This is a genomic window from Mycobacterium sp. PSTR-4-N, from assembly GCF_022348085.1.
Taxonomy (GTDB): domain Bacteria; phylum Actinomycetota; class Actinomycetes; order Mycobacteriales; family Mycobacteriaceae; genus Mycobacterium.
This window is the reverse complement of record NZ_JAKRFN010000038.1, coordinates 1-26,186: the sequence shown is the minus strand read 5'-3', so window position 1 is coordinate 26,186 and position 26,186 is coordinate 1. Positions and strand designations below refer to the sequence as shown.

The window sequence follows — 26,186 nt, the reverse complement described above, 5'->3', positions numbered from 1 at the left end:
TTCACCGTCACCGTCGGGGCCCGCAGTTCCTGATCGACACGACGAACACGGGGTGGATACTTTTACCTGGCCAAAAACGGATACCTCGACTTGACCACCAGTGGGTACTTTTTCATGGCCACGGACAACCAGCGTGAAGGCGTATTCACCCCGAATGAATACGACCCCTGCGCCGGTAGGAACGGTAACGAGGTCTGTGCGGCCAGGGGTGTCCGCGGCTTGGGATCGTCATCATCGCTGCTTAACGTCCGAGCTGTGATGGGCATTCACAAGCTCACTGCCGGCACCGGATACCTGTATCTGGTGCGGCAGGTCGCCGCCCATGACCGCACCCACACAGGACCTGATTCCCTCGGGGATTACTACTCCTCGAAGGGGGAGACACCCGGACGGTGGGCAGGACGCGGCCTTGCCGGATTGGCCGCCGGGATGGAGCACCGCGCCTACACAGACCAAGGCGCGCAACTGTGGAACGTCGAGGCCGGGTCCGAGGTCACCGAGGATCAGATGAAGAACCTTTTCGGTCTCGGAGTCCATCCCAACGCGACTCCGCTGGCTCGGCACTTGATGACCCAGGGCGCGACCCGCAACGGTGCGCTGGCCGCGGTCAAACTCGGCCGTCCCTTTCACGTCAACGCCGGGGAAACCGCGCTGCAGCAACGGCTTGCCGTTGCGTTCCGCGACCACAACCTCAGCCAAGGCAAGCACTGGAACGCCCCCATTGATGAGGAACAGCGGGCCGCGATGCGCACCCGCATCGCGGGCGAGATGTTCGAAGAAGAACACGGCCGACCCCCGGCCGACGAACGCGAACTGACCGGATACATTGCCCGCGGCACCCGCCAGCTCACCACCTCAGTGGCGGGCTACGACATGACCTACACGCCAGTGAAAAGCGTCTCCGCGCTCTACGCGCTGGCCCCGCTGCACATCGCCGAGATCATCGAGAAGTGCCACACCCGCGCGGTCGAGGACGCCCAGGACTACCTGCAGGACCACGCGGCCTACACCCGCATCGGCGCCCAAGGTGTCGCCCAGGTTGACACAGACGGATTCATCGCCGCCCACTTCCTGCACCGTGACACCCGCGCCTCCGACCCCGGACTACACACCCACGTCGCGGTGTCGAACAAGGTTCGCGCACAAGGCACCGACGGAATCTGGCGCTGGTATGCGCTTGACGGTCGTCCCCTCTACGCCTGCACCGTCGCCGCCTCCGAGCTGTACAACACCCGCCTTGAGGCCTACCTCGGCGCCGAGCTGGGGATGCGGTTCGCCTCACGTGGACATACCCCCGACGGTAAGCGCGAGGTCCGTGAAGTCGTCGGCGTCAACCCCGAGCTGCTCGAACTATGGTCCTCCCGGCGGGCCGCCATCGACGCCGAATACGCCGTGTTGGCCAAGAAGTTCCAAGCCGAACACGGCCGCGAACCGACCACACCCGAGTCGATCGCACTGTTCCAACAGGCCAACCTTTCCACCCGCGCCGCCAAGCACGAACCCCGTTCCCTGGCCGAACAGCGACAGGAATGGCGAGCCCAAGCGATCGGACTTCTCGGTGACGAGCGGGCACTGAATGCGATGCTCGGGCGCTGCCTCGGCGGCCGCGCCCGCAGCGCTGCGACCATCACCTCCGAGTGGCTCACCACCCAGGCGCAGCGCGTCATCGCCACCGTCTCCCAGTCACGTTCGACCTGGCAACGCACCCACGTTCTGGCCGAAGCACTGCGCGTCACTCGGTCCACCGGGCACGCCAACACCGACGGATTGGCCGAGCAGATCGCCGACATCGCACTGTCGGAACCGTTGAGTATCCGGCACGCCAGCAGCCCCGACACCGACCTCGGTGAACCGGCACTGCTGCGCCGCAAGGACGGCACCAGCGTCTACCGACTGGCGGGCAGCCAGACCTACACCAGCGCCGAAATCCTGGCCGCCGAGAAGCGCATCCTGGCCGCCGCCACCCTCACCGACGGCCGACAAGTCGATCCCATCGAGGTCGAGATGGCGCTGCTGTCAGAGGCCGCGCACCGACGCGAACTCAACGCCGGCCAAGCCGAACTGGTCCGTCAGATGGCCAGCCGCGGTCAGCGAGTCATGCTCGCGCTGGCCCCGGCAGGCTCGGGAAAGACCACCGCGATGTCGGCGTTGGCGCGGGCATGGGAGGGCACCGGTGGCACCGTGATCGGGCTGTCCCCCAGCGCAAGTGCGGCCCAAATCCTGCGCGACGAAATCGACATCGACGTCGCCGACACCGTGGACAAGTTCAACTGGCTGCACAACAACCCGCACGCCGATGCGAGCGACCCTGCCCGCGAATGGTTCGACCGCATCGACCACAACACCCTGCTGATCATCGACGAAGCGGGCAAGGCCGGCACCCTCGCACTGGACTCGGTGATCTCAGCAGCACTGGCCCGCGGCGCCTCGGTGCGTCTGATCGGAGACGACAAACAGTTGGCGTCAATCAGCGCCGGCGGCGTGCTGCGCGACCTCGCCCACAGCAGCGGAGCCATCACTTTGTCGCAGGTGATGCGGTTCGCCTCACCCGCCGAAGCCCAGGCCGGGCTGGCGCTGCGCGAGGGCGACCCTTCGGGCATCGCCTTCTACATCGACCAGCAGCGAGTCCATGTCGGCACCGACGCGATGGCCGTCGACATGGCGTTCGACGCCTGGCGCGAGGACAACGAACAGGGCCAGCACTCCCTGCTGTTGGCGCCCACACACGACCTGGTGACCGAACTCAACGAGCGTGCCCGGCTGCACCGACTGACCTCACTGGGCGATCAGGCACCCACTCTGGAAGCCGAATTGGCCGGTGGCTCACGCGCCAGCGTGGGCGACATCGTGTTCACCAAGAAGAACGCCCGGATGCTCACCGTCGGTCCCAACGACTTCGTCCGCAACGGCTATCGGTGGGAAGTCACCGCCGTCGGACCCGACGGATCACTGACCGTGACCCACCTGGAATCCAAGGCCCACCGCCACCTTCCCGGCGACTACGTGCGAGCCCACGTCACCCTCGGATACGCCGCCACCATCGACAGCGCCCAAGGCGCCACCGCCCGCCACCGCTGCCACACCGTGGGCTCCGACCGGCTCAGCCGCCAGCAGATCTACACCGCACTGACCCGCGGTGTGCGCGAGAACCACATCTACTTCTCCACTGCGGAAAACGACCCGCACCGAATCCTGACCCCGAAGGCGACCCACCCCGACACCGCCGTCGACGTGCTGACGCGAGCCCTGGCCCGCGACGCCGCCCAAGTGTCGGCCACCTCACTGGAGCGCGAAACCGCCGACCCGCGCCGCCGAATGTCGGCCGCTGCGCACATGTACAACCACGCGGTCGGGGCCGCGGCAGAACAACTCCTCACCCCGGCTGAGCACGCCGCGCTCGACCGTCGCGCCGAGGAGATTCTGCCCGGCCTGACCACGGCCACCGCGTGGCCGGTGCTGCGCCAGCACCTGTCGCTGATCGCCGCCAACGGCTACAACCCGCTCAAGCGGCTCACCGCTGTCGTGCGAGCAGGCGACTTCGAAGACGCCGCCGATCCCGCCGCGGTGATCGACTGGCGACTCGATCCGTCGGGCTCTCATTCCGGCGGCACCGGCCCGCTGCCGTGGCTGCCGGCGATCCCCTCACGGCTGCGTGAGGACCCGCACTGGGGTCCGTATCTGAGCCGCCGCGCCGACCTGATCCGCGAACTCGACACCGCCGTGCGGACCGAAGCCGCAGCATGGACAACGGCAACCGCACCACGATGGGCGCGGCCCATCGTCGGCTCCGACGCCACGCTGGCCGCCGACCTGGCCGTCTACCGGGCCGCCACCGACGTCGATGACGCCGACACCCGCATCGCCGGAACCGAGCAGTATCCCGCCCGTCTCCGCGCCGCCCAACACCGCCTGGAGAAGCGGGCCGCCGCCATCGTCGGCGCCCAGATCGGCCACCGCCGCTACAACAACCTGGTCGACTCCATCAACCCGCACATCCGCAAAGACCCGTTCTGGCCACAGTTGGCCACCCACCTCGCCGAGGCATCCCGCACCGGAGTCGACGTCGCACAGCTCGTCCTCACCGCGGCCGACGAACGTCCATTGCCCGACGAACTCCCCGCCGCCGCCCTGTGGTGGCGACTGTGCGGGACGCTGTCGCCGGCCATCGTCGAGACCGCCCACAACGGGCTACGCCCAGACTGGCTGACCGACCTGCACACCGTCTTCGGCAGCGCCCTGGCCGAGACGATCGCCGCCGACCCGGCATTCCCCGCGCTGGTGTCTGCCATTGCCAACGCAGACCCCCAGCGATGGCGACCGCTGGAGCTGCTGCAGGTCGCCGCCGAGCACCTGGCCGACGCTGACGCCTCACTCAAACATCACCTTCGCCCCGACGAGTACGCCCGCCTGCTCACCTACTCCATCGACCTGTTCACCACCGACTCCCCTTACGACCACGAAATCCCAACGCCCGAGCATCCGCCGCTGACCGACGAGGAATACGAAGAACTCCAGCACCTGCACCCCGACCCGAAGCGCCCCCATCCAGTGGCCGATCCACTTGTTCTCACCGACGCGCTGGCCGACTCCGACGTGCTCGCCGCCGCGCTGGGCTTCCACGACGATCTGCCCGCCGACCCCGCCGAGGCCCTGTGGCTGGCCCCGCCCGACGACCAATACGTCGCCGCCGAGGCCAACATCGACTTCGATTCCCTGTCCACCACGCGACCCGCCCCGGCCGCCGCACTGGCCGCCGCCCAGGCCGACGTGCGTGCCCTGCGGGAGCGGTACGAGGCGGCCCTGTCCGACTACGAGAGGCTCGCCACCCAGGTGCAGTCCACCAGCGGAGGCCCCGCCGTCGAGGCCGCCGGCCCCCGGATCGCGGCGATGCGTGCCCGCGCCGACGCCGACCGCCCATACCTGGCCGAGATCGAATCCGTCATCGACCGCTGGCACGACGACGACGAGACCTACAACAACAGCCTGGCGTTGATCGAAGCCGCCCAACAGGACTGCGACACCCTGCGTGCTGACGCCGACAGTGACCCACTCGACGTCGCCTCAGCCGCCCAGCACCTGCACTGGCTCAAAGAGATGGTGCTGCCCAAACAGACACCCGCCGAACGCTGGTACCCGGCACTGCGGGAAGCAACCGAGCGGCGCGAAGCCGCCGCCGGTGGCCCAGAGAACGTCGTCACCCACGCCGACGTGGACGCGCTGCTGGCACAATGCCGCACCGAGGACACCAGACTCCTCAGCGCGCGCCGTGGCGAACTACGCCGCCTGCTCGACCAACTTCTGGCCGCCGAATCGGCCGCGGCACGCGCCTTCGCCGAGGCCCAGATGCGCACCGCCGATCACATCATCGAACAGCTCCCCCAGATCACCACCGAACTGCGAGTGCTCGCCGCCGCCGGCCACAACACCTTCCAGCCCCCGCTGCACCTCGACCCCCAAGTGCTGGCCAAGCTGTCACCCAACCCGGCGTCCACGCTGGCGTCCGTGGCGGCCAACCCCTTCGCTATCACCCCCGTAACCGCCAGCGACCGCGCCGAACTCATCCCGCAGATGGCGGTGCTGGCCAGCGCCGCACGGGCCAGCGATCGCCGCATCATCTGGTCAGCTCCCGCCCACGTCCTCAACGACCCCGACACTGCAGCACTGCACGCCGAGATGGTCGACGCCGCAACACTTCGCCTCGACCCCGCCACCACAGCACCGGGGACCACCGTCGTGGTCGATCACGCCCAGCGGTTGACTCCCGCCCAGATCGCTGACCTCGCCGAGAGCGCGGTGAGTACAGACGCCCGCCTGGTGCTCATCGACACCGACACCCGCCAGTGGACGACCGCACCGTCGGCGCCGCTGCTGCGACTGCTCAACAAAGACCTGCCCTGGTCGCGCACCCTCAGCGTCGACTCCACCATCCGCAACCACAGCGCCCCCTCGCAGTCCCCCGACCTGCAGGCTGCACTCACCCAAGCCAGCGACCTCGACCCCCAGCAGCGCACCCCCGAAATCACCGAGGCCCTGGCCGAATATGACCGCCTCCTCCAGAACCACCGCAGCGCCCACGGTGTCCACGACCGACTGCAGAACATGAGCGGCGACGCCCAGCGTTCCCTCAGCCGCAGCCACGCCGAGTGACCGAAATCTTGAACTCGCGGTGAGCCCGCCTTTCCGTAAAATGTCAGTGTGTTGTGGCAGGTTCTGTTGCTGTGGAACAACACGGCGACAGCTCCCGGTGGAGGTTGTGTTGGGCGCGGCAGCCTAGCCGGTCGTACACCGCGAGGTCCGATGTCCTTGCCGACTTCCCGGATCTAGCAGCGCGTGAGGCTGCGCTCGGAATCCGTCCGGGGCAGCCGTTTCTCCTGATGCCCGATGGTCGACCGGACGTTGAGGTCTTGGAATTCTTCCGGTCGGCCGCGTTCCAATCGTTGGCGCCGGGCTCGCAGGAGTCCTACGCCCCGGACATCCAGCTGTTTCTCTCCTTCCTGTCGGTTCAAGGCATCGACTGGAGGGCTGCCACATTTGAACATCTTGCCGACTATGAGTTCTGGCGACGACGCGACCAACAGAATCCGGGTCGCGTTGGTGCAGCAACATTTTCGCGGGATCTGGCGGCGATCAAGAAGTTCTACGACTGGCAGCAGTGGCGCGGCAACGTGGACGTTTCTCCCCTTGCTCTGCACAAACCCAACTCGACCGGGGATACGGATTCCACGCGGTTGCAACCGACTGGTGTCCGCTCGGTCCAATTGAAGTGGCTGACACCCCGAGCGTACAAACGCTGGCGCGACGTCGGCCTCGGTGGTTACCGCGGCGACGGGCGACGGGATTCGACGTGGCGAGGACGCAATGACGGCCGTAACCTGGCGTTCGCCGAAGCGTTGTGGTCGAGCGGACTGCGCCTGCGCGAAGCCGGAACGCTGGTCCTGGGCGAGATTCCCAGCGCCGACAGCCAAGTGCGTTACGCCAAGGCCCGAGTCGGTCAAGCCGTCGCGAAAGGCCGCGGCCGTGATTTCTGGATCAGCGCTGCAGCACTGAAACACATTGACAACTACGTCATTTCAACCCGGGCGGCAGCGGTTCACCGGGCCCGCTCCGAAGGTCGTTACGACGCGCTGACCGACATCAAGATCGTCGACACGGTGGACCATCACCGCCGTGTCCACTTCACCAACCGCGACGGCAGCAAGGGGACGGTACCGCTGGACAGCCTCGACGCGAACGATCGGCTCAACTTCTACATCACCACTGATCGCGGGCTTGAGCCGTGGATGGTGTGGCTGTCCGAAGCCGGTTTGCCGTTGCCGTACCGCACCTGGGAGGCGATCTTCTCCACGGCCAACGATCGGTGTCAGACCCTTGGGGTAGACATCCATTGTCACCCGCATATGCTGCGCCACTCGTTCGCCCTGAGGATGTTGGTCACGTTGATCTACGCACACGAACGCAAAATGGGCATCACCCCTGCCGAACGACGCGAGTATCGCCACATCTTCGGTGACCCTTGGGTTTTAGTTCAAACATTACTGGGCCACGCAAGCCTGGAAACTACGCGCAACTGCTACCTCGAACCCGTGTCGGGACTGCAGGTAGACCTGTTCCTCAATGACGACATGGCCGAGGAGGCATCGATCGCCGACTTCATCACACAGATCGCGGCGGCGGCCCCCGGAATCGTCGACACCGAGGAGCAGTGAGCGGTGGCCTCGCGTAGGACAGCGGCACTCCCCGCCAGCAAGTACGCCCGGCCCGCCCCAGTAGACGCTGAGCTTCGACAACTCTGCTTCACCGACGAGGCAGGACGCACAAGGACATTCTCATTCAATGACGTCCACGCCCCCGCTGAACTGATCGACGACCTCGTCACCGCACTGGCAAACGGGTCCCAATCCGGTGGCCGTTGGCGCACACTGGCGACCGTCGACGCGGCGGTGAGCGCCGCGCGACAACTGATCACCTACCTGGGTACGGAGTTCCCCGACGTCCACTCGATCCCCGATTTCGGTCCCGAGGTGTGGTGGGCTTGGCGCGCCGAGAAAGAACGTCAGGCCCGCTGGCCGGGGCAAGTGAATCTCATGCGAACCGTGCTGTCGGAGTCTCCGCGACTTCCCGAAACCACACGGAAAGCGATGCGCGCGAAGGCCGTGAAGCCTCGGAAGCGCTTGCCGGAGAATGATTCCTACAGTCGCGACGAGTTCGGACGGATCCGCAGTGCCGCCAAGGGCGAGGTACGCCAAGCGCTCCGCAGAATCCGGACCAACACCGAGAGGCTGCACCAGTACCGCGATGTTGGTGATGTCGGTGACGGAATCACGTTCAAGGTCGGCGGGGCGCGGTGGAACACCGGATCCCTGCTGGAGTATCTGTCGCGAAACGGGATGCTCCCCTCGCAGTACCTCGCCAACCGGGTGGTCCTCAAGGGCTGCTTCGAGCTGGCCGGTGTGTCCAATCCGGCGCAGGCGCTGTTCCCGTCGATACGGGAAATCTATTGCTTGATGGTCCTTCTCGTGTGCGAGCGAGGATTCAACCTCTCCGTCATGGACAACCTCACCGTCACGTCGTTCCGAGCATCCGACGGTGCCGGTGAAGACTCGGTATACACCGTCAACACCGACAAACCGAGAAGAGGAACCAAGCGCTACAGCGCCGAAATCCTCGCCGGCGAGGCCGGAAAGCTCTGGGAAAACGCTCTCAACTTGACCCAGCCATGCCGCACCGCACTTGCACAGCTCGGAACCCCGTCGGACAAGTTGCTCATCGCCCACCGGCACAAGAACCTCACCGACGATGGCCCGTTCCGGCAGGAATGGTTGACCGCGGGCATCGGCGATCACTACATGGCCGATGCCGGCCTGCAGGCAGACGACGGCACACCGTTGCGGGTGAGTCTGCGACGGCTGCGATTATCCGAGCAGGTGTTGAACCAACATGCCCGGCAGAACAGCGAATCCGTCAGCGAAGACACCTACCGCAACCCCGACCCAGCCACCGCACAAGGGGCCGCCGACACCATCATCGACGGACAAGCCGATGCTGTGGCTCACGCCAAAGCCACGGCACGATCCGCTCGCTGAGTGCCGCCGAGGTGATTGCCGCCCGCAGAGATCCGGAAACCGCCGCGACACAGCTGGATATCCCGGTGCCGACACTGAAGCTACTGCTTGGTGGACACCTCGACACCGCCACCACCGCGTGCACCGACTTCTTGAACAGCCCGTTCGCGGCCACCGCGGGCGAACCGTGCCCGGCCTCATTCTTCGCCTGCTTTACCTGCACGAACGCGGTCATCACCCCCGATCATCTGCCGCGCCTGGTCACGCTGCTGGATGCCCTCGACAACGTCGCCACCCTCGTTGACCCAGCCCGATGGGAGACGGACTACCGAGACCACTACGCCCGACTGCAAGCGATTCTCGAACAGAACGCGACCAAGGCCGAGATCGGCGATGCCCGCCGCCACGTCACCGACGCTGACCGGGAAGTCGTCACCGCGCTCATCGGAAGGAATCTCGACGCGTGAGCACCGCAGCAGCCAACTCGTGGTCACCACAGACTGGTCAGCTCGAACTTGACGACGCCGAACCGGTCATCGCCGACACCGAGCGCGTGCCTGAAGCACTGCGAGGAAATCTCTCCACCGTAGGTGCCAACCGATGGGATCTCACACCGTTGGTGCAGAAACAGACCGTGTCGGGCACGTTGAGCATCGCCTTCGACACCTTCCCGCCGCGCTATGTCGCCACGGCCAAGCGCTTGATCTGGGCGAGCATCAACAAGCCGACCCCGGTCGAAGATCTGGAGCGCTCCTCGGCGGCGCGTAGCCAACTCGCGCCGGCAACCGTGTGCACGTTCGCACGATTCCTGCGGCAGTGGATGACGTGGCTGGCAGAGAAGGACATTTACGAGTTCAGCGCGGTCACCGACGACGTCTACGACGAATATGCCGAGCACCTCAAACGACACCGCGGCTCACGAGAGAACGTGGGCAACATACTCTTCGCCGTAACCCGTGCCTGGCTCTACGCTCCCTACTTCCCCGAAGCCGACCGCCTCGCACGCCCACTATGGGAGAACAGCCATATCGGGCGCACCTCGGTGCTCGGCCCTGCCAACTGGTCCAGTGAGAACAAGACCGCCCCCATCCATCCGCAGACGATGGCGGGCCTACTCGTGTGGGCTCTGCGCTTCGTCACCGACTTCAGCGACGACATCCTTACCGCAAAGGCACTGAAAGCGACGCCACGCCATATCCCGCCCAGCCTTCAAGTCCTCGACCCCTATCCACGGTTCCGCGCCTATGTCCAGCAGCGGCGCCAGGGATCAAAGACCTTACCGGGATGGGTGAGCAGCAACAGACCGCACATGCGCTCTCTGGCAAAGGGATTCATCGGCTGGCAGATCGGTCTATCTCCCGAAGAAGCCAAGGTGATCAACACACAATCACTGGTCGGCAGCCTGACGCTGAGCGAGGAAGCGCACCTGCCCATGCCGATCACAGGTTCCATCGATGGAGCAGACTGGACCCCGGCCATCAACTTCTACGAGGTCGAGGAGCTGTGCCGCCACCTGGCGACCGCCGCATTTGTGGTCGTCGCTTACCTAACCGGGATGCGCGGCGAGGAGTGCCGCGCACTGGAGCGCGGCTGCTGTCGAACCCTCACCGATCCCACGTCGGGGCAACTGCACTACCGGATTCACGGAAGAACCTTCAAAGGTGCACTTGATAAGTCGGGCAACGCGATACCCGCCGGCGTCGAACGGGAACAGCCCTGGCTGGCTATCGCGCCGGTGGCGAAAGCCGTCGGGGTGATGGAGGCACTGAACCCATCCTCCCGACTGCTGTTCCCGATCGAGGCCTTCTCACTGTGGCCCTGCACGGTCAACAACGGCAAGGCCGTCCACACCCGCATGGTCGGCGATCGCATCCAGGATCTGATCGGTTGGAGCAATCGCGCCGCCACGAGACTCGGCCGTAGGCACGAAGCGATCCCCGCCGATCCGGAGGAATCTGTGACCGTTACACGGTTCAGGCGAACACTGGCCTGGTTCATCTACCGCAAACCAGGCGGCCGAGTGGCCCTCGGCGTGCAATACGGACACCTGCGCGGCTACACCACCGACGGCTACGGATCACGGGTCGCCAGCGGCCTCAGAGACGTCTTCCCGATGGAGGAAGCCCTCGCCCGAGCCGACTACCTCGAAGACGCACATCAACGCCTCGAAAACGGTGAGCAGATCAGCGGCCCGGCCGCCGATCGATACACCCAGGCCATTCACTTCTTCGGTCGGCAATTCCGTGGCCGCTACATGAGCAACAAGCAGGCGGCCGCCCTCCGCGCCAACCCCCAACTGCGCATCTACGACAATCCCCAACAGTTCGTCACCTGCTGCTATGACCAATCCAAGGCGCTATGTCACCCCGACCGACAGGTCACGGCAAGCCGGCGCCGATCACCTGATGTCTCTCACTGCCAACCCGGATGCGGCAACATCGCCCGAACTGACCAGAACGTCGCCCAGATTGAGGACGCCATCACGCAGCATCGAGCCGAGATCGACTCTCCCACAACGCCGATACCGCTACGCGGCCGGCTCGAACAACGAATCACTACCCTCCAAGCCGTCGTCGACGAGCATCACGACAGCGGCAAGTCGCGATGACCGGTCAGGCCGACGAACATGTACGGCGTGCGATCCGCGACGCGATGGACCGACTCATCCAAGGCAAAGCACTGCACTCCGACGGCAAGCTCACCGTGAAGTCGCTTGCGGAGGAGGCACACGTCAAGCGCTGGCTGCTCACCCACCGGCACACCGATCTGCAGGTCGAGTTCCGCGCCCGCATCGCGAACACCTCGGTGGAATCGCCAGCCATAAAAGCACTGGAGGAGGAAAAGGCTGAAGCGCTGCAAAAGACCAGGCAATTGACCGCGGACGTCACGGCTCTGACGGCGACGATTCGTCAACTCGAACGAATCATTCACGTACTGGCACTCGAGAACCATGAGCTGCGATTGAATCGGACCCAAACTGACAATATCGTTCCGCTGCGGGCAGGAGGGAAGGCACAGCCCGCCGTGAAGTGACCCACTGCAACCCTGACAGGGTTGCGGCGGGATTTGCGTACAGATCACTCAGACTTCAAGGACATGACCACCAGTGCCGAACCTCTTTGACAACCTCAGCGACGACACACGCTTGAAGGACGCTCTGCGCGTCTCGCTCAAGGACTTCGACACGGTCGACGTTGCGACGGGCTACCTCGATTTGCGCGGCTGGTCGAGCATGGCCGACATCGTCGACACAAAGGCTCGAACAGGTGCAGAGCCTGTTGCTCGGGTACTCATTGGGATGGTCGCGCCAGCTGACTCGCAGGAAATCCTCGACGCCCTGCAGCGCGAGGTTCAGCCCCCGGGCTACGGGGCAGGCATACACGACCGGGAGAAGGCACTTGCCCGCCGCGACCAGCTCGTTAAGCATCTGCGGAACCAGCTCATGCGTGGGCTGGCCACCGTCGAAGGCCAGCGGACCCTCCAGACGCTGAAGCGGCAGTTGGAGGACGGCGCAGTGCAGATGAAGGTCTTCACCGAGAAGCCACTGCACGGAAAGACCTACCTGTTTCACGCCCCAGGAAAGAGCCACGGCTCACGATGGGCTTACGTCGGGTCGTCGAACCTCACCCACGCCGGATTGACGACGAATTTAGAGCTGAACATCGACGTCCAAGACTCCGACGCCAACAGCAAGATCGCTGAGTGGTTCGAAGCACGGTGGACCGACCGGTTTTCGTTGCCCATCACCGCTGAGATCATCCAGCTGATCTCAGAATCGTGGGCGGCTGGCCTACAGCCCACCCCGTTTGAGGTCTATCTCAAGGTCTGCCATGCACTGTCCCAAGATGCCCGGGATGGACTCGGCTACGTCTTGCCCACATCAATGCAGAACCTGCTGCTCGACTATCAGGAGAGTGCAGTCCGCACGCTCGCTCGACGCATTGTTCGCCGAGGCGGAACCATGCTGGGCGACGTCGTTGGTCTCGGCAAGACGCTGACGGCCATCGCTACTGCCTTGATGCTGCAGTCTGCCGAGGACTATTCGACGCTGGTGTTGTGTCCGAAGAATCTCGAACTCATGTGGGCCAAGCACCTCGACGAGTATGAGATCAATGGGCGTGTGGTCCCGTACTCGATGGCCGACAAAGTGCTTCCTGAGCTCAAACGATTCAATCTGGTCATCTGCGATGAGTCGCACAACCTGCGCAACAGCAGCACCATCGCCTACGAGGCCATCCATGAGTACATCCGCCGCAACAGCTCCAAGGTGTTGCTCCTAACTGCAACCCCATACAACCTCGCATTCCAAGACGTCGCCAGCCAAATCGCGCTGTACATCGACGATGACGAAGATCTCGGCATCGTCCCCACGGCGGCACTGGCCGCAGAGCCCGGGCTCCGCGACAAAGTCGACGGGAAAATCAACACACTTGCCGCATTCCGACGCTCCGACCACGCAGAGGACTGGCGCCGGCTGATGAGCGACCACCTCGTCAGGCGAACCCGCAGCTTCATCAAGCGAACGGCCAAGACAGAACAGGTCACCCTGCCCGACGGAACCACCGAGCAACGGCCGTACCTCCAGTTTGCGAACGGCGAGAAGTTCCACTTCCCGACTAGGATTGCCCGCCCACTTAGCCACGACTTCGCTGACGACGATCCCGCGAAACTGATGGAAGACAACGACACGCTCAACGCCGTGAGCACTCTGGCGCTGCCGCGCTATCGGCTTGCCGACTATGACAACCCACGAGCACCGCACACCGAGGCAGATACGAAGATCCTCGATGACATTCGCTCGGGGCGTGGAAACGTCAGCGGGTTTGTCCGCACCGGATTGTTCAAGCGACTGTCGTCGTCTGGGCACTCGTTCATCGTGTCGTTGCAGCGCCAGAGGGCCCGTAACGAGCTGTTCCTGCATGCGATCGACAATGAGTTGCCCATCCCTGTCGGGTCGTTCACCGACAAGCAGTTCGCGGTCAGCGACGAGGACGTCGAGGACGACCCGACACCGCACGGTTCGCTCGCTAGCCGTTACGAGGAGCTCCGAAAGAATCTCCCGGCAAAGACGAAATGGGTCAACTCCACGGTATTCAAGACAACTCTCCGCATGGATCTCGAACGCGACAACGAGATGCTCACAACCATGCTCGATCGGTTTGGCAGTTGGGACTCGACCCGTGACTCGAAAATCAACGCGCTGGTCGACCTGCTCCGCAACGACCATCCTGGCGAGAAGGTTCTGGTTTTCACCGAATACGTCGATACCGCTGAGTACGTTGCCCAAGCACTGCAGGAAGCCGGTGTGGAAAAGGTTGCGGTCGTCTCAGGAAACACCGACGACCCCGCCGATATTGCCCGCCGGTTCTCACCGCACTCCAACCGGATCCCAGGGCAGGAAGAACCTCCTGAAGTAGACCCAGCGGACGCGATCGACGTCCTTGTCGCGACCGACGTGCTCTCCGAAGGCCAGAATCTGCAGGACTCCCACATCGTCGTCAACTACGACTTGCCCTGGGCGATCATCCGACTCATCCAACGTGCCGGCCGTGTCGACCGCGTTGGCCAGAAGTCGGACCAAGTCTTCGTCTACCTCATCAGCCACGAGAACGTTGAAGCTCAGATCAACCTCCGACAGCGCATCCGTGCACGACTGGGTGCCGCGGCCGAGGCATTCGGTGCCGACGAACAGTTCTTCGGCGGAGACACCGAAATCAAGATCCTCGACGACTTCTACAAGGGCAAGGTGAGCGACGATGCTGACGAAGCCGACAACGAGGCCGATGCCGTGAGCGAGGCATGGGTCGTCTGGTCCAACGCGCAGACCAAACACCCGCAGATCGCCAAAAAGGTTCTCGGCATGCAAGACATGGTCCACAGTACCCGCGAGCAATACATCGACGAGAACGCCGGCAGCGTAACGTGCTTCGTCAGTACGGAGTCCGGCGTCGACGCGTTTGCGACATCGACTACGAACCCCGACGGCTCAACCGCAGAGAGACTACTCACACCGCTGGAAGCCATGCGCACCTTCCGCGCCCAAATCGACACGCCCACAGCGGAACTCCGGCCCGATCACTTCGATCGACAAACAGCCCTCGTCCACGGGCCCCTCACAATTGAGGCGATCGCGGCTGGAAACCTCAAAGGAATCCGAAAGTGGGTGTGGGAACGCCTCGCTGGAACATTGTTCGCCCAGAAGTCAATTGACGCGCTCAACGCGCTGCACGCACAGCCCCTCACCGAGCACGCAACAATGCGGCTTAGTCAGGCCCGTCGAAACCGCTACAGCGTCGATGACATCGCCGACCTACTCAACCAGCTCCATGAAGAAGACCGCCTAGTTATCAAGTCATCGGAGACCGACAACATTAAACTCGTCTGCTCGATCGGAGTACGTGAAGCATGACCGGCACCCCATTGAGCCTCGTTGAGGAGCACCTATACCAAGAACTCTTCTTGCACGAGCTGAACTGGAGTGCACCCGATTCCCCGCCGATCAGCTACACCGCCGAAGATGGGCAAACCTACACCGCCACCAATATCTCGTCCTACAAAGGCCTGCGCGTCTGGGTGTGCAACAACAAACCCGGCTCCAAGATCGAAGCCGAGCTCGACCGCTTGATCGCGAAGACGACCACAGACCGACTGGTCATCTTCCATGACGACGATGAACAGGTCTGGCGGTGGCCGGCTCGCCGCACCAAGGACAACTCGACATCAACCAGGCTGACAAGCCACCGGCACCGCAACGGCCGAGCTAACCCCAACTTCGCTGCCAGACTCGACGTCATCCGCTTGCCAATCGATATTGTGCTCGACGCCAACACTGTACTAACAAAGGTCCGTGAGGCGTTCGACGTCGAAGCACGCAACGAAAGCAAACAAGCTTCAAAACTCATGGCGCGCATGTACTCTGCACTCGAAGCCGCCTATCCGGCCTCTTACGGCCCCGCGAAGCGTGACCACGAGATCTCCATCGTTCTCGCCCGACTTCTATTCTTGATGTTCGGTGATGACACCGAAATGTGGCAGGACCAACAGGGTGAACCGGTGCCCGACGCTTTCCTCGAGTTCATTCACGTACAGACTCCCGCCGACGCATCCACTCTTGGGCAACAACTCACCGAACTGTTTGAGGCCCTCGATACGCCCGGCGGCGCCGCAGCACGCGGGATAAACGCCGCACTTCCTCACATCAACGGCGGCCTGTTCCGGGAGAAGATAACCCTACCCACGCTCAGCAAGGACTTCCGCCAAGCGGTGCTCGATGCCTGTGTGGTCGACTGGTCAACAATCAGCCCAGCGATATTCGGGTCGATGTTCCAATCGGTCCGAGACGCGCAGACTCGGCGCGAACTCGGCGAGCACTACACCTCCGAGGAGAACATCCTCAAGACCCTCAATCCCTTGTTCCTCGACGAGCTCCGTGCTGAGTTCCACCGGGCCCGAACCATGAAAGACGAGAAGGGCGTTCTTACACGGCTTTGGAAACGCCTGGGTGACATTCGGTACATGGATCCGGCTTGCGGCTGCGGAAATTTCATCATCGTCGCCTTCCGTGAACTCCGCGACCTTGAGCTCCGCATCATGGAACGCCTGCAGGAACTGGCCGGCGCATCCCAACTCGCCTTCGACCCAACCCTCGCACTGAAGGTCACACTCGACCACTTCTATGGAATCGAAATCGACGAGTGGCCAGCGCGAATCGCGGAAACAGCGATGTTTCTTGTCGACCGCCAATGTGACCTCAAACTCAAGGAACGATTCGGCGAGGCCCCGCAAAGACTCCCCATCCAGACTCAGGCAACGATCGTCGCGACCAGTGCGCTCTCCACAGACTGGGCGACCATTCTCGCACCAACGAAAGATGTAGTGATCGCGGGCAATCCGCCGTTCCTAGGCATCTCGCTCCGGTCCGATGAACAAACGGCTGAACTGCAGGAAGTATGGGGACCGCGCTACCATGGCACGCTCGACTACGTCACCGGCTGGTACGCGAAAGCTATCGATTACTTCCAAAACGACTCTGGCCGATGGGCATTCGTATCGACGAACTCGATTACTCAAGGCGAAGTAGTGGCTCCGCTCTTCAGCGCCATCTTTGATGGAGGCTGGAAGATCAGCTTCGCTCACCGAACGTTCCGCTGGACATCCGAAGCGGTTGGCGGCGCAGCTGTGCATTGCGTAATCCTCGGATTCCAAAAGGACAGCGGCAGACCGCGCCTGTTCGCGTACGAAACCATCGATGGCAAACCCATCGAAGTCACAGATGTCACAAACATCACGCCATACCTCACAGACGGCCCCACGATCATCGTCAACCCCACGACCCGGCCTCTGAATTTGCAGCTGGGCGAGGTTTCGTACGGTAACAAGCCAACCGACAACGGCTGCCTCATCGTCGAACCAGCGGACTACGACGTCGTCGTCGCCGACCCTATCGCGGCCAAGTATGTCCGAAAATTCGTTGGAGCACGCGAACTGCTGCACAACACTGACAGACACTGCCTCTGGCTGGTCGACGCCCCGCAACACGACATCGTCGACAGCCCCGTCCTCAAAGAAAGAGTAGAGGGAGTGCGCGCGTTTCGATCGGCGAGCAGAGCAGCGTCGACCAGGGAGGCGGCATCGTCGGCACACCTATTCCGACAGATCGCACAGCCGGATATCGCTTACCTGTGCATTCCCCGGCACGTGAGCGAGAACCGGCCGTATTTTCTCAGCGCCCGATACGATGCCGACGTCATCTGCAGCGACGCAAACTTCCTGTCGCCCGATGCTGATGGGTTCGTGTTCGCGATCATCTCATCGACTATGTTCATCACCTGGCAGAAAGCCGTAGGCGGCCGGATCAAGTCTGACCTCCGGTTCAACAAGCTCCTGACGTGGAACACCTTCCCATTGCCACACACCGACAAGCAGGCACGCGCCCGCATCATTGATGCCGGCAAGGGCGTCATCGCCGCTCGCTCGCTTCAACCGGACGTAGCGCTCGCTGATCTCTATACGCCCGAAGCGTTGACGGTCGAACTGATGGCGGCGCATGACGCGCTGGATAACGAGGTCGACCAGCTGTTCTCCGTGAAAGCTGATGATCGCACAGACCTGCGCCGGCAACATATCCTGTTCCAGCGGTATGCCGCCCTCACGGCGCCGCAGCCCACGCAGACGTCAACTGGGCGCCGGCGCCGAGGTTAGTCCCACAACAAACGTGTCCTAGCGACACCCTTCATTGTCGCCTTGCGGCCAGATCACGTAAGCGGCTCGCAATGACCTTGACGCCTCCGAACGCAGCCAGATCATGCTCATCGACCGTGACGACATCCTTGACTTGCACGTCGTCACACCTGGATCGTGAATCGTGCAGCTGGTCGTGAACCGGCTTGGCCAGTTCGACCGCCGATATCCAGAGTGCCTATGGGCAACCTCGTGTGGGCGTGAAGTCTGAGTGCAGGTGCGACGGCCTGACCGACAATGCTGGGTTGGGTTGTCATACTGCGGTGCGACGATGCTGGGATGACGATCGCGATCCCTCAGGGCCGTCCCAACAAGCGGTTCATGCGTTACGTGCGGCCGCCGGTCAGGGAGAAGACCACTCCCTTGTTTCCACTACGGCCCGAGACACGGCCAATGAGGCTCGGCATCGATGTCGAGTCGATCCCGCAGCCTCCTGCGGATGGCTACCTCACTGGCTTCCTCACCCGCGACGAGATCCAAGTCCACCTGCTGATGCCGAACGGAATGGATCAGCCTCCAGATGCATGGTCGACGCTTCTGGATAAGCCGGTGCTACACACTGTTGACTTCACCACGGTCACCGACGCCGGCCGATTCATGGACGCGGCGGAGTTCCACATCACGACGAATACTGAAACGGAGGAAGGCTGGTCGGTTGCGCGGTTCTTCCCGATTTTCCAACAGTTCGACGAGCAGACCGCTCCTGCCGACGCGCCTGTTCTAAGCCTCGATGAACGCCACACCGCCGCTGCCTACGCCGCCGGCGCCGGAGCCGTAGAGATCGACGTGATCGTCACCAATCGGGCAGTCGCCGGGCGCACAGATGTCGGAGACAACGACATCGTCGTCACGGTAACTCCCGCCGACGCGGTTGCCCTCATCGGGCACTATTTGCGAGTCACCTCGAACCCGGTCGTGGCCATAGAGCGCGGTCAACTCCTGGGTGGCGGCGCGTGGGAGACGACCGAGTCGACGGGAACCATCGTGAACTCGTACCTGTGGGGCGTTACCAGCGCGATGACGTTCTTCGACTTCGCCGCGGCACATGCTGCGACCGCGCAAGGTGGTCCCGTGTGCGCCGAGGCCTTCAATTCGATCCTCATCCGGTTGGCCCGCGCAGCACGTGCGCTGGACCACATGCTCGCCGCCTTGTCCAACCCCTTGGACAAACGCAGGAGCGACGTAGTCGAGACAGCCGCTGAGGCGTTCGATCGTGAACTCCTCTACCTTGCAGCGGCATTCGACATCTACGGACGCCTGTACGCATGGCTGCTCGACACGTCGAAGGATCACAAAACCATCCGAAACCAGTCACTGGACTCACGCGACTTCGTTAACAAGCTGGTCCAGAAGCAGTATGACGAAACGTTGCTCGACGATGTGATCCGCTTACAGAAATACGCTTGGGTCTGCAAACACCTGCGCAACCACATCCACGACGGCATCCTCCAGGTCGTGCCGCAGCCCGGACGGCAATACGGGAACGCCACTAATGCCGCGCTGATGCTAGGCGGGATCCCGCATTTCGCACCTGAAGCTGGGAATCTGGACCAGTCCCACTACGACGACCTCGGAGTGTGGATGGCAGACCCCATTTCGCCCTTCGGCCCCCAAGTAATGTCCGCGGATTTGGCCACTGCTGGGTTCACTCTGATGGGAGCAGCTTTGGAGTACGTCGAAGCGTTCACGCGACTGATCCTCTGCAACAAGCCCAACAGCATGATCGCCGCTGAGCAAGCTGCCGCAGCGAAAGAGTCGACCGATGAAACCGTGACCAGCGAGGCGGATCGTGCTCCAGCTCCGAGCCGATTCCTCGGGTGCGTTGAAGTGCCGCTGGGACACGTTGATCCTGAGCCGCCCGAACGAGCGAAGTTTCACCGGGCGATGTTCGGGTGGCACCCAGCGAGCATGGTGTAGCCGTCCAAGGAACAAGCGGCCGGTTCGACGAGTCAGATTGACCGCGACGACGCGTGCCAACCGGCGCGGCGGGTGCCGTCGACCAACATCAGCGTGTCGGTGGGGGCCACTAGGGTTTGTTCCAGCCGTCATCCGTTGACCACCAGGGCAGCGATGGGTCGGCTGTCGGCACTGACGATGGAGTGAGATGGTTTGGACTACTGAAGCGGCGTTCGCCCGCTTCTACGAGGAAGTTAATCTACCTGGAGACCATCGCACAACGGCGAATGCGCGTCGAGAGTGGGTGGTGGACAGGTTGCGCAACAACGGCATCGAGGTACTGGAGGCGATAGCCTTCGGTTCAATCCCGCGGTACACCGCGCTAAAGGAGCATGCGGACGTCGACGTGATGGCGGTGCTCCACTACGGCAAACACATCAAGGACCGCCGACCGTCGCAGGTGCTGCTCGCGGTGAAAAATGCTCTGGGGACCGGGCAGGCAGGGGCAGGACGGCGCAACGGACAAGCCGTCACGGTTAGCTTCCAGTCCTGGCCCAACATCGATGTTGTCCCAGCGTCACGAGTGAACGACAACAATGGGAAGGTCACAGGGTACGAGATTCCCGACATGACACGCGAGATCTGGTTGCCGACCAACCCTCCCCAGCACAGCAGCGACATCGCCGCGGCGGTTACGGCTCGGGGGTCCCGCTTCCGGCGAGTGATCACGATGCTCAAACACTGGAATCGTCGTCAGCCGGTGAAGCTGCAGAGCTATCACCTCGAAGTGATCGCGCTTAAACTATCCACATCGTGGGACGATTACAGTTGGCCTGTCTTCAAGTGGTTCGAGCTTGCGCAGTCGGAGATCCACTGGTGCTGGCACGCAGGTCAAGACGTCTCTGGGTATCTCAACTACGAACAAAGGCAGGCGATCACGGCCCAGCTCGCCAGCGCCACCAACACCGCGCGTAGCGCTTGGCTGAAGGCATGTACGGACAAGCACAGTGAGGCGATTCCACTGTGGCGCAATGTTTTCGGTATGAAATTTCCGACCTACGGATAACAGGGTGCGCAGATGGACACCGAAGAACACGACTATGCGGCCCCTGCCGCCGCCGATATAGCCGCCGCGCAGGACTCCCAGGGGGCGCTGCGACTGTTGATTGCCCAGCGAGCTCTGTATGCGAAGGCGAAGCGCTGGACTTACCTGCGGTGGATCGGGTTTAGCGTGATGGGCATAGTGGCACCGCCGTTGGCAGTTTTCTTTCCCAAAGCCGCGGTTGTGGTGGGAGCGGTCGCTGGCGTATGGATCTTCCTGTCGCGCACCATCTTCAAAGCTTTCGAGGGGAAACTCGCCGCTCAGGGCGCGGCGGTCCAGGAAGATTTCGACAGGCTCGTCTTCGACATGCCGCCGCTGGCTACGAGAGTACCGCGCCCCACCCCTGAGGATGTCGCCGAGCTCGCTGGCTCGGATACAGAGGTGCTGGACCGCGCCAAGCAGGGCGGTCTCTTGGGCTGGTACCCGCTGGATCGCGACGCCGCAGGCACGGTGTGCGTGGCTATAGCGCAGCGGGCAAACGCGGCCTATTCCGAACGGCTGCAGCGCCTCAACGCTCGTTACTGGCTGACAGTGTTGGTCGTCTGGACGGTTGTCATTGTGATGACCAGCATGATTATCGGTACCAGCCTGACGACGTTTCTGCTTGGTGTGGCAGCACCGCTGCTGCCGGCCTGCCTAGACATCGGTGAGCAGTTGCGGTCGTCTACGCAGGCGTGCGCCGACCGGCGCTCGATGGCCGATGACATTGAACACGCCGTACGCGGTACCAGAGACAACCCGCTCAACGACGAGGATCTGCTCGTCTGGCAGGAACGCCTCTACAGTCTGCGACGCTCAGCACCGTTGGTGCCCGACCTCATTTACGCACGGACTCGACGGAAGAACGAGCAGGCGATGAATTCCGCGGCAGCGGAGCTATGGGCGGCTGTCAGGCCAGTACGAGAATAATTTGAGATCGGGCTTGCCCAGTCACGCTCGTTCACCCACCACGTGGTGGAACGTTGTGGGCGACTAACTGGTACGGCAAGACCAAGTTCCGATCGCTGCGTGTGGGAGCTTCGACAGTCCGCTGCGCGTGGAAAACGCGCCGCGGTCTGCAACACGCCGAAACAATGTACGGAACCACCCTGTCTGTCGGCGGTGTTCGTCTTCGGGTGAAAGGCACAGATCACGCCTGCCGACCTACCGAGGTGGGATGTACTCCCATTCCACCCGGCGGGGCCCCAAGTTGATGGCCCGCACCATGCCTTCGCGGGCAAGGCTTCTCAGATGGCGGTAGATGCCGGCTCCCGAGTCCTGGGAGGAGCGTGGGCGGCGCACGACGTGCCAGTTGCCGTGGCACTCCACCACTTCCAGATTGCGGGTGCGGCGTGGGGGCAGACAGACCAGCTCGCAGCCGAGGTCCAAACGCTCGGTGTGCCACGGCAGCATTCTGGCCAGCGTCGCGCTGCTGATCGGACGGTCGGCCTCCCGCAGCAGCTCCAGCAACTGAGCCCGCAGTTGGTAGGTCTCGGCCCGCGTCACGGTGTCTGCGCCCCAACCGTGGCGTCATCGACGTCGAACAGGGGCTGTTGCACCGGTAGTGGCCGGTTCGACCACAGCAGCACCGCAGGCCCGGTCTGCACAGTCAGCGTGGCCTGTGCCCAACCGGGCGGTGCCGTCATCTCGACTTCGGTGTGGTCCACTCTGACCACCGCTGCCGCTTTGATTTTGGCCAACGCCGACAGCAGCACGTCGGGTCCGGGGCGAAAGGCCGCACCAGGGTCGGCACCTTGGGCTCCCAAAAGGTTCGCCCTCAGATCGGCGTAGAAACACACGCCGCGATGGCCGCCGTGAGCTTCGACGACCTTGACCGCAGGCAGGCATTCCAACGTGACCTCCTTGAGGCGCTGCGCCAGCGACTCCATCTGCTCGATGTCAGTGCCTGGTTCAGTGTGCTGCCGGCGACGTCGCGTTCCTCGCCATTGTGGGCGCATCCGTGCAGGCCCGTCGGCGCTTTGGGTCAGCACCACCCACACCCGCCGGGCCGCCTCCAGATCATCGGCGCCGAGGTGGGAACCGCTACCGCGGGCGGTGTCGAACTCTATGCGGCTGAGCGGGGTCAGCGCGCACACACGGTGCAGCTCATGGGGACGGTCGCGCAGCACCCTCCAAAATGTCACGACGTCTTGGCTGGTGTCGTTGATGGTTTCGGCATGGCTGGGCGGTTTGTGCAGCAGCACCTCCAAGCCCCCGGACTGCAACTGCACGTAGTGGGTGTGCTGGGGCAGCATCGCGGCGATGCGGGCGGCGGCCTCCTGAGCGCCCGCTGTCCGCTCGGCCAGTGGGGAGACCACTGCGGTGTCTGCTCTCATTGGGCGACGGCACTATCGGCGGTGGACGCGCAGTTCAGTGCGGACCCGGGTCGGGGCTGGCGCCGCTCGTCGGTGCTCTGCCGCACCGGAATCAGCAGAGCCAGACCACGCCGAATGCTGCCGTCCTTACGCTTGCCGGTGGGGGTGCTCAGCCCCCGAAGCCACCCGCCCGGGCTGGGTTTGTCGTAGTCGATGAGCGCAGCAAGCGCCACCACCAGCGCCATTAATTCGTAGCGGTCGGTCTGCTGCAGGCTATGCCACAGCTCATCGGGGCTCAGATCGTGAACATCGCCCACAACCCCCAAGGCTGTGCGGTACAACCGCTGGCACTCGTTGATCCGCGCATCGCTGAGGGAGTACACCAGCGGCAGTGTCCCCTCCCCCAGCAGATGACGCAGTTGGTCAGCCACTGCGGACCGCTCCAGCAGCAGCCCCGCCCGCACCACCGCCTGGTCAGGCCAGTAGTCGCCGACGTGGCGGTGCGGATCGCTTTCGCGCCAACCGTCGGATTCAAACTCCTCCCGGTGGCGGCGCAGCACGGTCAGCACGGCGCGCGGGTGCACGCCGTAGAAGCTGGCGACATCGGCCAAGTGGTGCGGGCGCGGGCGGCGTTGCGGGGCAACGTCATCGAGTACGTCCACGAGCCGGCTCAACGCGTTGCGCTTGCGTCGCTCGCGTTCCTTCTGGTGGTATTTCGCCTGCAGCAGGCGGTCGGCTTCGGTGCGCAGCGGGCCGCCGCGGCCGGCGCCATAGTCGTTGTCGTCGTCCATCACACCTGCCCTTCTCGCGCGCCGCGATACACCTTCGGATTGATCAGTGCTGACCAGGAAACCGGTTGCAGGCCAACGAAACCGCGTGCGCCATCGCGCCACGGTCGGCGGGCCAACCGAACGGGTGATTCGAACACCCAGTGATATAGCTGCTGGGTCTTGCGGGTGTTGCCCCACGGTGCACAGCACCCACGGGCGCGGTGAACGTCAACGAGCACTGCGGCACCCAGCCAGCCCTGTTGGGCGGTGTGGAAGTCCATGCAGTGCAGGCCCTGTCGCCCGCCCAACTCGACCCCGGCACGATCGAGGCGAGCACCGGCGTAAATCAGGACCGGGCCTCGGTAGGTCGTAGTGTCGGTGCGGTTCTCGACGTTCTTGCCCCCGGCCTCGGTGGGCACCATCAGCATCGACGCCCACGGCCGCCGCAGCGTCAACCCCATCGCATGACCCGGCTGAGCCACCGGGTCCTGGGGGGCTTGCGCGTAATCGCAGAGCACACTGCCGATGCCGCCAGGATCGAGTATCCCGCAGGAGCATCCGGGGCCGTGACCGCCGCAGCGATCACGCAGGGTCAGCAATTCCTCGCTGCGACCGGCCAGACGCACCGCGAAGTGCACGGCGGCCGCCCACCGCTGCCGCTCGGTGCGCTGTTGGCCACGCCCCGTGTCACCGAACGTCTCCTCAGCGTCGAGCGCGTGGGCGATCTGGCGAAACGCCGCCGCGTGGTCTTCCGGCCCGGTCGTGTCGGCCCTAGCGAGGCCGCTCCGTCGGTGAGGGGCCAGGGTCGTCATCGCGGTCCCCCGATCGGCAGGCGGGTCGCGCGCGTCGTCGCCTGATGCGCCGAGACCAGAGCAGCCAATTCGGCGACGTGCCCGCTCGTCGCGGTCAGCAGATGGGCCAGTGTGTCCGCGGTAGTCCCCGTGCCCCGCCGCCGTCGGCGAAACGCCGTCGGACTGGTGGTGCCCGGTGTGACGGCCTCGAAGCCGTCGGCGTGGACGTTGGTGATCTGCCAGCCGTAGTCGTCGGTCAAGGTCATCGCCGCCCAGTACGCCCGCCGCACCTCGGCACAGGGCTGCTCACCCACCACCGACGGCAGATGCCAGGGCTGCCGCGCATCGTCGGGATGCGCTCTGCCAGCAGACATGTGCAGCCGCAGCCTCGCCCCGACCCGACGCACGACGGCGGCGCGGTCGTCGGGCTTCAGGTGGTCCAGCTCGGCCAACAGCCGGCCGACCTGGACCTGCAGGAGGGGTTCCCCGCCGCCGTCCGTGTCGGCGCGCACCGAATGGAGCCGGCCCACGCCGTCGCGGACAGACCATCCTTCTGGGCCGAACTGCTCGACCACCCATCCGTGATTGACCAGCCGCGACATTGCCCAGTAGAGGCGAGCTGCGAGGAGGTTGGCGTCGCCGGTGGCTGCGGCCTGACCGCGGCGTCGCGTCCGAGGCAGCGCAGTGCGGCAGTCGCCGCCGATGAGTTGCGCGGTGTGCGTCGTCACATTGGTCTCCTCTGTCTAGCCTTGCGGTGGCTTCCCGCGGCGCCCGGCAGACGGGGGCGGCTCATCCGAGCTGCCCCGAGCCTCCGAGGCTCGATTGCGTGAGGTGTCACGCCCCGATGGGGGCGCGCTGCCGCCCGACCGTCCCGAGCTCGACGGGGCAGGGCCGGAGCCGGATCCCCCGCCCGACGCCGAGGATGAGGACGGTGGTGGCGGCGTTGACCGGCGTCCGGATGCGCTGTCGTCCCGTTTCCGTTGACTGGCCACCGCTTTGGAGGCCACGAGAGCCCCAGCGACGACCGGGGC

The 26,186-nt window shown here is 63.9% G+C and carries 17 protein-coding genes; 11 read left to right on the top strand and 6 right to left on the bottom strand.

What is annotated here, in order from left to right; genetic code table 11:
- The first annotated feature begins 258 nt into the window (after window positions 1-258).
- The 11 genes from mobF to MHN84_RS28910 all read left to right on the top strand — a co-directional run bounded on the left by mobF (window position 259) and on the right by MHN84_RS28910 (window position 22,209).
- A complete protein-coding gene (mobF, locus tag MHN84_RS28960) occupies window positions 259-6,147 on the top strand; it encodes a MobF family relaxase (protein WP_024449558.1) in 5,889 nt (1,962 codons plus the stop codon).
- Between the two features lie 257 nt (window positions 6,148-6,404).
- Complete coding sequence (locus MHN84_RS28955; RefSeq protein WP_241207914.1) at window positions 6,405-7,706, top strand: site-specific integrase; 1,302 nt, start codon at window positions 6,405-6,407, stop codon at window positions 7,704-7,706.
- 3 nt (window positions 7,707-7,709) lie between these two features.
- Complete coding sequence (locus MHN84_RS28950; protein ID WP_241207913.1) at window positions 7,710-9,083, top strand: hypothetical protein; 1,374 nt, start codon at window positions 7,710-7,712, stop codon at window positions 9,081-9,083.
- 65 nt (window positions 9,084-9,148) lie between these two features.
- Complete coding sequence (locus MHN84_RS28945; RefSeq protein WP_241207912.1) at window positions 9,149-9,529, top strand: hypothetical protein; 381 nt, start codon at window positions 9,149-9,151, stop codon at window positions 9,527-9,529.
- A complete protein-coding gene (locus tag MHN84_RS28940) occupies window positions 9,526-11,670 on the top strand; it encodes a hypothetical protein (protein ID WP_241207911.1) in 2,145 nt (714 codons plus the stop codon). Before MHN84_RS28945 ends, MHN84_RS28940 begins: the two co-directional genes overlap by 4 nt.
- Entirely contained in the window at window positions 11,667-12,095 is a 429-nt protein-coding gene (locus MHN84_RS28935; RefSeq protein WP_241207910.1) for a hypothetical protein, read from the top strand. The genes MHN84_RS28940 and MHN84_RS28935 overlap by 4 nt, the downstream gene beginning before the upstream one ends.
- A gap of 73 nt (window positions 12,096-12,168) precedes the next feature.
- Window positions 12,169-15,471, top strand: coding sequence for a helicase-related protein (locus MHN84_RS28930; RefSeq protein ID WP_241207909.1), 3,303 nt, complete (start codon window positions 12,169-12,171; stop codon window positions 15,469-15,471).
- A complete protein-coding gene (locus MHN84_RS28925) occupies window positions 15,468-18,263 on the top strand; it encodes a DNA methyltransferase (protein WP_241207908.1) in 2,796 nt (931 codons plus the stop codon). Before MHN84_RS28930 ends, MHN84_RS28925 begins: the two co-directional genes overlap by 4 nt.
- 318 nt (window positions 18,264-18,581) lie before the next feature.
- Complete coding sequence (locus tag MHN84_RS28920) at window positions 18,582-20,219, top strand: hypothetical protein (protein WP_241207907.1); 1,638 nt, start codon at window positions 18,582-18,584, stop codon at window positions 20,217-20,219.
- A 187-nt stretch (window positions 20,220-20,406) separates the two neighbouring features.
- Complete coding sequence (locus MHN84_RS28915; protein ID WP_241207906.1) at window positions 20,407-21,264, top strand: nucleotidyltransferase; 858 nt, start codon at window positions 20,407-20,409, stop codon at window positions 21,262-21,264.
- Between the two features lie 12 nt (window positions 21,265-21,276).
- Window positions 21,277-22,209: an S-4TM family putative pore-forming effector gene (locus MHN84_RS28910; protein ID WP_241207905.1), complete on the top strand. Its 933-nt coding sequence runs from the start codon at window positions 21,277-21,279 to the stop codon at window positions 22,207-22,209.
- Between the two features lie 234 nt (window positions 22,210-22,443).
- On the opposite strand, the gene MHN84_RS28905 is transcribed toward MHN84_RS28910, so the two are convergent.
- From MHN84_RS28905 to MHN84_RS28880, 6 genes are all read right to left on the bottom strand, one after another.
- Window positions 22,444-22,785: a hypothetical protein gene (locus MHN84_RS28905; RefSeq protein WP_024449559.1), complete on the bottom strand. Its 342-nt coding sequence runs from the start codon at window positions 22,783-22,785 to the stop codon at window positions 22,444-22,446.
- Window positions 22,782-23,615 (bottom strand): DNA adenine methylase, encoded by an 834-nt coding sequence (locus MHN84_RS28900; RefSeq protein ID WP_024449560.1) that lies wholly within the window; start codon window positions 23,613-23,615, stop codon window positions 22,782-22,784. Before MHN84_RS28900 ends, MHN84_RS28905 begins: the two co-directional genes overlap by 4 nt.
- Window positions 23,612-24,385, bottom strand: coding sequence for a hypothetical protein (locus MHN84_RS28895; RefSeq protein ID WP_024449561.1), 774 nt, complete (start codon window positions 24,383-24,385; stop codon window positions 23,612-23,614). The genes MHN84_RS28900 and MHN84_RS28895 overlap by 4 nt, the downstream gene beginning before the upstream one ends.
- A complete protein-coding gene (locus MHN84_RS28890; protein ID WP_024449562.1) occupies window positions 24,385-25,176 on the bottom strand; it encodes a hypothetical protein in 792 nt (263 codons plus the stop codon). Before MHN84_RS28890 ends, MHN84_RS28895 begins: the two co-directional genes overlap by 1 nt.
- Window positions 25,173-25,883: a hypothetical protein gene (locus MHN84_RS28885; protein ID WP_241207904.1), complete on the bottom strand. Its 711-nt coding sequence runs from the start codon at window positions 25,881-25,883 to the stop codon at window positions 25,173-25,175. Before MHN84_RS28885 ends, MHN84_RS28890 begins: the two co-directional genes overlap by 4 nt.
- Window positions 25,884-25,989: 106 nt before the next feature.
- Window positions 25,990-26,186 (bottom strand): hypothetical protein (locus MHN84_RS28880; RefSeq protein ID WP_241207903.1); only part of this gene is annotated, 197 nt, incomplete at its 5' end.